The organism is Pseudoalteromonas sp. S3431 (assembly GCF_000690035.1).
GTDB lineage: Bacteria > Pseudomonadota > Gammaproteobacteria > Enterobacterales > Alteromonadaceae > Pseudoalteromonas > Pseudoalteromonas fuliginea.
Window position 1 is genome coordinate 23,434 of sequence record NZ_JJNY01000033.1, and the last position, 8,664, is coordinate 32,097.

Consider the following 8,664-nt stretch of genomic DNA (forward strand, 5'->3'; position numbering starts at 1 on the left):
CCAAATAAAATTATCTATTGTCTCTTTTAAGCTCAGGCAGTAGGTGATTGTAAACCCCAAACATATCTGACAATTCTATTTATAAACCTAGGAATAGTAATGATGCTCACACACAGAAATAAAGCTTTGTTTTACACAATATTATTAAGCTGGTCGATCAACTCAGCTTATGCCGCCTCAATCGGTAACAAACCAGGATACTTCACCAATACAATATCTAATACCGTTGAATCGACAATCACTAATACTGGGCAATGCAGTACTAGCAATAGTGCATCTAGTCCAGGCCAATGCACTAATAAAATTATAAATGCATTAAATGCTGCATCAGCAGTTAGTGGTGTAGTAGTTATTAAAAAAGGAACGTACACATTGAATAAAATATCAATGCCCTCTAATGTTCGCCTTGAAATAGAGCCTGATACAATTTTAAAAATGAATCAAAATATTTTGTTTGATTTTGGTAAAAGTGGCGGCAATGGAACAAAAGCAGAAAATATTGAAATAACCACAACGGGTGCAAAAACAAATGCGACCCAAAATGACCGTTTTATTATTGATGTAAATACCAATACTATTTTTCAGGATAAACGAATGGTGAGAGTTGGTTATGCCGAAAATTTCTCTATTTCTCGTCTACATCAAAAAGATAACTTTTCGCAAACACCCAATATATTTTTAGTTGCAGATGATAATGGCCAACCAGGTGTTAAAACTGACGCTGGTGGTACTAATATAAATCGCAATGTAGTGTTTAACTCAAGCTATTCACGTATCCCTAAAAAAGGCTACTTAGCTGATATTAGCGGAGAAAAAATAGCAACAGGCTATGCCGTTATTCAACCTTTTAGTGGTGAAGATTTATACTTTAAAAACATTACTGGCGAACGTGGTATTACTGTACGTATAGAGCCTGGTAGTGGACTTGTAACAGATAGATTAAACCGAGCAGGACCACGCTACGGTGCTTACAGAAATATTATATTAGAAGATATTAGTAATACAGGTGGGTTTGCAGCCATATTTTTAAAACCACATGCAAAAATAAACGAAAACGTAAAAATTAAAGGCATAACTAAAGGAAAAAATAGCACCTTTGTTATTTGGGCTGACTCAGGTAGTGCACCTGTTTGGACCGATACTAACGATATAGGTTATACGCGCGGCTATTTTACTGACACAACAATTAGTGGAACGGTTAAGCACATTGTTACTGATACAAACTTTCAGTCGGATATTACTAAAGCAGGTAGCTATTTTTTACCTCGCGAGGGTATTCGTGATACAGCATCAAATGGCTCTAACGGTAATTTTCAATTATTTAAGTTACCACGAGATGGCTCAGGCGCTCGCTGGTTAGGTCAACCTATTGCGCCTATTGCAATTGCATCCTCATATTCTCAAAGCAATGTCGGTAACGATTTAGTTAAGCGCCATGATAACCCATCACTTACAGTTAACGGTAATATTAAAGCGCCAACTCAAACATCTTCAGAGGATTTAGATGAGGGGAGTAGCAACGCGCTTAAAAAGCGCTACAGAAAATTTGGTGGTCGATACAGCATTAAAATTGATGCTGCAATACAAGCTGATGCAGATCTTGATTATTCATTATTAGGACTTAATGCAGGTGATATTACACGAAACCAGTCGGTTATTTATCGCGAAAATGCCATAGATGGAACTAATCAAAATGGTGGCAGTATTAAAAGCGCCACCGATTTTATTACCAAATAACTGCGCCGTTTAATTTTAATCCCATAGTTAGTTTAACTATGGGATTTTTGTTTTGAACTCGTAATTAAATTTCCCCTAACATTAATTTTAAAATCTGATTTATAGGATGCAAAATATTATATGAATACTTTACACATTAAAAAGCCAGCAATCAGTGTAATTGCCCTTAGTATGTTGATGTTTTTTGGTAGTAAGAGCGTTTCGGCTAATGAGTTACTACTGCCACTAACTGATCCCCTGAATGAAGGCGCATGGGTTTTAAACACTCAAGTAAGTGATGAATTTGAAGCCAGCACTATTGATGAAGAACGTTGGTACATTGTGGGTAAACTAGAAAAGGGTAAACCCGTTTATAAGCACCCAGATAAGCCAAATAAAAAAGTATGGAAAGGCCGAGCACCTTCGCAATTTTCGGGTAATAACTACCGTTTAGAAGATGGTAAGCTAAAGCTTGAAACACGTTGGGAGCCAGACTTTCCATTTGAAGAAAAAATACATAAGCCCGTGTTTGGCGATGCACTTAAATACGAAAACCTGACAACGGCATGCTTTATTGGCAGAAAGTCATTTCAGTACGGGTACATAGAAATTAAAAGTAAAGCCGCTGATGCGCAAATAAGCAGTGCATTTTGGTCGATGGGTGAAAAGTTAGAAGTTGATTTTTTTGAATTATTTGGCGACTCGCTTGATCCTAAAAAAGATCACATAGACAGTGAATTATGGTGGTCAATCCGCGATTGGAATAAAAAGGTGATGGGCAAGCCCACTTATACAGAGCGAAAAGACTTAGGTTTTAGAGTGGCTGATGACTTTCATGTGTATGGAATCGATTGGAGTGCTGATGGAATTAAATACTATGTTGACGGTAAATTATTTAGCGAAGTATCTGCAGCACAAGCTGATGCCTGGGCTAAAGAGCATCGTGGGGTTGATACAGGCTATGTAGCCACTAAGCCACTGTTTTTATGGCTTGATCAGGAGACTTTTCCTTGGCATGGCGTACCAAAAAGTAAAGAAGAGCTTGAACGTAATAGCCCTGAAGGTAAAAAAGATGATGGTGTAGTCGACTTTGAAATTGAATACATCCGTGTTTGGCAGCAAAAACCAATACAGTCAGTTAAGTAAGGAGTGGGTTAAATGAAAAAAAATACTAAGCCAGCAAGCACATTATTTTGTTTATCACTGATTGCTACAAGTATTCTGCTTTGTGGATGTAACACTACTCAAAGGGTAAGCAATGAAACACTAAGCGACAACCGCAGTAATAAATTAATGTTTAGAGAATCGCAAAACATTATACCTTTTGAGCCCCTATCGCGCCGTAAGTGGGATAGCGCGCTGATTGCAGACTTTGATAAAGATGGTTATCAAGATGTATTAATTACTGAGCATACCCACGCAGTAAAAATTTTTTGGAATAACAAAGATAATACCTTTTCAGCACCACAGATAATTATTAAAGGCGACACACATGGTGTTGCTGTTGCTGATTACGACTTAGATGGTCGTATGGATTTAATAATTGCCCAAGGAGGTGGTGGTGGCTTAAAACCTCGTTTACCTGTGTCGTTTCAAATAAATCATGACCGCACTGTTGAAGGCGGAAAAACGTTTGATGATTTTGAACGCACACGCGGACGTTCGGTTAAATTAGTTGATGGTAATAACAGTGGCGTACTAGATTTAGTACTTTCTGCTTTTCCATTAAATAGGCAAAAAAAAGGAGCGAACCATATATACAAAAACGAAGGACATAATCATTTTAAGTTTGTCGATTACTTACCTAATGCTAAATGGCTTGGTTATAAAACCTTAGTAAGTGATTTTAATAATGACGGGCACGATGATTTATTTTTTTACGGTGGAGATGACATTGTTGCAGTGCAGAGCAAATCTGATTTAGGCTATAAAAATAAAAGTAAGGCTGTATTAGGGAATAACCGTAATATTAGTCATGTAAGTAGCATGACCGAAATCGACTTTGATAATGACGGTGATTTTGATTTATTTTTAACGCGCGCTAAACATCAATTTGAACAACACACCTTTTACGATGCTCAATCTCAAAACTTTGCTTTTTTTGCTCGTAACGAAGCATTTAAATTTGAAGACTTTAAAATATCGGGTGACTTTGAAATAGAAAACCTGCAAATGGCTTACCCTCATTTTAATGTGTTTATTGGAGAAAATAGCGCTCCTTTAATATTAAAAGGGCACGGCGGCAGTGAACGTACGGTACATGTAACAAAAGAGCAAGCAACCGGCTGGCCTAAAAATTTAAGTAAAAAAGGTTTATATATAGGTTACTTAGGTAATGATACTTGGCGCGTCGCGGGGGATACTAAATCGCCTACAGCGGGTGTTATTAAAAGAGTGATTAATTCACCCAACGTAAAAGGGCTTGAGCCATTACCAGCGGTATTATTAGAAAACCAGCAAGGTAAATTTGTTGATGCAACAGCCAAGCTAAATATTAATCTTAGCGAGCCTACAACCAGTGCAGTAGCCGGGGATTTTAATAACGATGGTTGGAGCGACTTAATTGTATTACGTTATGGTAATCCAGCAAGAGCTAACGAGCAGGTACTGTATTTAAATCAGCACGGTCAAGGATTTGAGGCTTTACAAAATCATGGTCTTATTTCAACTGAACTTGGAGCAACCGGGGGGAGTGCACAGGCCTTTGATTACGATAATGACGGCGACCTTGATTTAATCTACTCAAACGAGCGGGGCCGTTGGCACCTATTTACTAATAACAGTGTTTTAGATGCACAGCATAATTTTTTGATCACTAATATTGGTTACTCACCTAACGCTGGCGTGTCTGCATTGGGAGCTACTGCTACTATAAAAGCGTGTGGGCATACTTATAAGCGTGTTGTAGGCTCAACGGGTGCAGGTTTTTCACAAAGTGAAAATAACAAGCTACACGTTGGTTTAGGTACGTGTACACAGATAAATAATGTATCGGTTCGTTGGAGTAATAATGAGTATATAGATATTAGCAATGCGGTTATAAATGATGCTAACGGGGAGTTAGTTGGTAGAAAAGAGCCGTTGTAAGTAATTAAGTGTAAGTAAGAAAATAGCGCTTATTAAGCGCTATTTTTTGTATTGATACTTTAATTAAAAGCTATATTGAACACTTGCACCCACATAACGACTCCAGTCACGAGGATAGAATGCTTCCCCAAAACCTTCAGAGTTTATACGTTGGCGAGTAGTGTACGACTTATCAAATAAGTTTTTAATGAAGACACTAAACTGAAGGTTATCTTTGCTTACACTCAAGTAACCATCCCAAATGCTTGACGATGGGTTAGCTGATTCGCCAAAGGCAAGTTCATTAATTGATTGCGTATGGCTACCATTATAACGCCAAACTGCACTAGTATTTGCTTTCCAGCCAGTATCAGCAATTTGTGTATTGTATGAAATAGTACTTAAAAATTGTTGCTCAGCATTATTAGGGAAAGATAAACCCGTTTGATCAAAGCTCTGACGACCTGTTGAATCAGTAGTGCAGCGAGAAGCAAGTAAACCACCATCACCAGCAGGACAATTTATAGGTGTATCAGCAAAGTCTTCGTAACGTGCATCAAAATAAGCGTAGTTAAATGACCACTTCAATTTATCTGATATTTTAACCACTACATCGGCTTCAATACCGGTTGAACGCGCTTGTGCTGCGTTCACGTAGCCTGCAAAAATAATGTTATTTTCTTCATCTATTACACGGCTGGCACGTACTTGATAATCGTCAACTCTCATATCAAAGTAGGTAAAGTTAAACAGTAAATCGTTATCAAAATACGCTGAACGCAGGCCTACTTCAAAGTTTGAAGAGTTTTCAGGATCGGTAGGGAAGTTGTCTGCGTCCGCAGGATCTGTATTTGTTGTTACAAAATAAGATGCGCCTTTATAGCCGGTAGAATAATTTACATAACCGCGAATATCATCGGTAAAATCATATCCAACAACTGCTTTATAGATAAAGGCTGTGTCTGAGTTATCAAACTTAGTTGGCGCGTCTTGGCGTAAAATAAGCGATGGATCAGTTTGAGCAAGTTCTAATACTTCATCGAATGTTTCCATTCCAACACCCGTAGAAGGTGTTGCCAAATCTGTACGGGCAAAGGTCGCATTACTTTTTTCGTGTAATAATCTAAAGCCAAAAGTAGCATCTAATTGCTCAGTTATTTGATATTCAAGTTGTCCAAAAATAGCGACGTTTTCAAAACCAGTTGTAAAATCACCACTATTTAGTAAACGAGATGGCGTCAATAATGAGCGGTCGTCATCGCCAGTGGCTGCATAGTTAGCTAAAAAAGCATCTGTTGACTGTCTTGAATAACAACCAGTTAATTCGCCTCCTTCAATAAATCCTCGGTTACCTGCAATACAGCCATCGCGAACCTCTGAGCGTTGGCCGTCGGTATCATGGTAAAAAAGGCCTAATACCCAATCAAACTTTTCATTGTTAAACGATGAGATACGAAATTCTTGTTGAAGTACATCAACCGATTCGTTGCCACCAAAGGCGGTTCGCTCTACAGGAAAATTAATAGTGAAAAATGCTGAGCTGTTATATAAATCAAAGTCTCTGTAGCTACCATTGTAGCTAAGCGTAATTTCATCATTTAGGTAGTAATCAGCAGATATTGAAAAGCCAAAGTTCTCTGTTCTACCAAAGTTACCTTCAGCGTTTCGTGATGTAACCGGGCCGCCAGCTTCTTCAAAAGTAGACTCAGGATTAACACGGTTATAAGTGGTGCCTTCAATAGTGCCATCGTCTTTTACATTAACGATTGGGCGCGGGCCAAAATCTGGGTTAATGCCACCTAAGCGAGTAAGTGAACAACAGTTTGTGTCTGTTTCTGAATATTCTAAGCGAAATAGTACATTTAATTCTTGGCCGTTATCGTATAAAAGTTGGCCGCGGCCTGCTTTTGTTGTTTTTGCGCCAATAGTGTAGTCTTCTTCACCAGGCATGGTGTTTTTTATCCAGCCATCAATATCACTGTATTGTGCATTAAATCGAGCTGCCCAGTTTTCGTTAAGTGGTACATTTACAGTACCGCTAAAATCAGTGCCATCAAACTCAGTAACTTGTGCTCTAACCGTACCTGAAACCCTGTCATCTAGTTGAGGTTTTTTAGTTACATAATGTAATAGGCCTGTAGATGTATTTTGGCCAAAGAGTGTACCTTGCGGCCCACGCATAGCTTCAACACGTTGAACATCTGAAATAGGCAAGTTGAGCATTGATTGGCGCGGTAGCACTTCGCCATCTATAACGACTAAATTTGAAGACTGTAAGCCAATTGAATTTGTAAAAGTACCTATGCCACGTGTTTTTAATGTGGTGGTTCTTATTTCACTACTATCATCAATACCAAAACCAGGTAAGTAGGTCACTAGATCAAACCCATTATCGATGCCAATTTCTTGAATTAAATCGCCGCTAAGCACCTCAATAGACGAAGGAACTTCTTTAAGTGCTTGATCGCGCTTTTGTGCGCTTACTACAATAATTTCAAAATCGTCATCTGTGTTTTTTTTAACTGACTCTTCTTGTGCGTATACGGTCGATGTGAAAGCCGATAAAGAACAACATGCAAGCAATATTGCTGTATGCAATTTACTGTGTTTAAGCATTTTAACTACTCCGTTTCTTTATAATTACTATGTGTGTGCAGATATTGCGACGGCATTACCTGTTTTTAGAATCAGATTAACAAAATGTTACTCACCACTGTATTTTGTATTACAGACAACAAGTGAAATAAGCTTTATCAAATCATATTCATGTTAACAATTTAAACATATGATGTTTGTGGTTGCAATATGTTGAATTGTTGTTTATTAAATGTTTCTTTAAAATAGGTGAAGTCTCACCTTGTTCTATTATGTGTAAATAGCCAAGATGAAACTTAGGTTGTTGAAAGTAAATACTTTAAATTTAAAGGTGAATTTTAGAATAAAATATAATATATATTTAAAAATCTACTTTAACGTAACAAAAAAGAGGTAAGCATCTCTATTTTTACTTTTTTGAGCAAAGCTAATGCCTAACCCTTTAAGTTGGTTTGCATTATTATAGTGCGCAATGTGTACTTTTAATTCATCTAAAGCTTGTGTTGTTAGCCCAATGCTATCAAGCGCTAAAAAATACAAATAGGCGTATTGCACGTTGTTACTTTCAAGTGCCATTGCGTGTTTAAACGAGTCAACAGCAGCGGGTTTGTTACCGTTTCTAATAAGCGCCATACCGTTTGCATAATGTAGCGGCGCAGAGGTAGGCACTGCTTTTAAACCTGTATTCAACGTGCTTTGCATTTTTTCTGTTTGGCCAAGTCGGTAATAAATGTCGGCTAGATTTACATAACTTGCATCAAAGTAAGGGTCAACGCTAATGCCATTTTGTAACGATTCAATGGCGCCGTTTATGTCTTGCTTGTTGAGCGCGAGCATACTTTGATTAATGTTACCTTCACCGCGCCATGTATTTACAGTATTAGCGTGTGCAAGCTCTATAATTGATTGATTAAGCCCATTTAACTGCGCTGTTGTTTGGCTTAGGTTTTGCGCTGCAGCAACACGCACCGACTTTAATTCGTCGGTTAATAGTTGCTTATAGCTTTTTAAGCGCTCTGCTTCGGGCAACAAAAAGCCTACTTTAGCAATCGCCAAGCGAATAAGCGGAAGCGGTGAATCAACCCAACTTTTTACTGTGGCATCGTTTAGCTCAGCCCCTGAATTGCCTAAATAAGCAATCGCACTGGCGCGATCTATTTCGTTTAACGAAAAGTCATTAATTAAGCTCATATGTGCATTTTGCGATATGGCTTTTAATGAGCGCAATTCAAGCATACTGTGCTCGCTTGCACTTAATGCCGGTGTTTTACCATGCCATTTTTCAAG

4 protein-coding genes and 1 pseudogene are annotated in these 8,664 nt (G+C 38.1%); 3 read left to right on the top strand and 2 right to left on the bottom strand.

What is annotated here, in order from left to right:
* Window positions 1-99 precede the first annotated feature (99 nt).
* From DO88_RS11215 to DO88_RS11205, 3 genes are all read left to right on the top strand, one after another.
* Window positions 100-1,737: a hypothetical protein gene (locus DO88_RS11215; RefSeq protein WP_033038916.1), complete on the top strand. Its 1,638-nt coding sequence runs from the start codon at window positions 100-102 to the stop codon at window positions 1,735-1,737.
* Window positions 1,738-1,857: 120 nt separating this feature from the next.
* A complete protein-coding gene (locus DO88_RS11210; protein WP_050482437.1) occupies window positions 1,858-2,862 on the top strand; it encodes a family 16 glycosylhydrolase in 1,005 nt (334 codons plus the stop codon).
* 12 nt (window positions 2,863-2,874) lie between these two features.
* On the top strand, window positions 2,875-4,803 hold the full coding sequence (locus DO88_RS11205; RefSeq protein WP_033030350.1) for a CRTAC1 family protein: 1,929 nt from the start codon (window positions 2,875-2,877) through the stop codon (window positions 4,801-4,803).
* Between the two features lie 63 nt (window positions 4,804-4,866).
* On the opposite strand, the gene DO88_RS11200 is transcribed toward DO88_RS11205, so the two are convergent.
* Window positions 4,867-7,398, bottom strand: coding sequence for a TonB-dependent receptor (locus DO88_RS11200; RefSeq protein WP_007378531.1), 2,532 nt, complete (start codon window positions 7,396-7,398; stop codon window positions 4,867-4,869).
* A 348-nt stretch (window positions 7,399-7,746) separates the two neighbouring features.
* Window positions 7,747-8,664, bottom strand: a pseudogene (locus DO88_RS11195) (tetratricopeptide repeat protein); the annotation flags it as partial.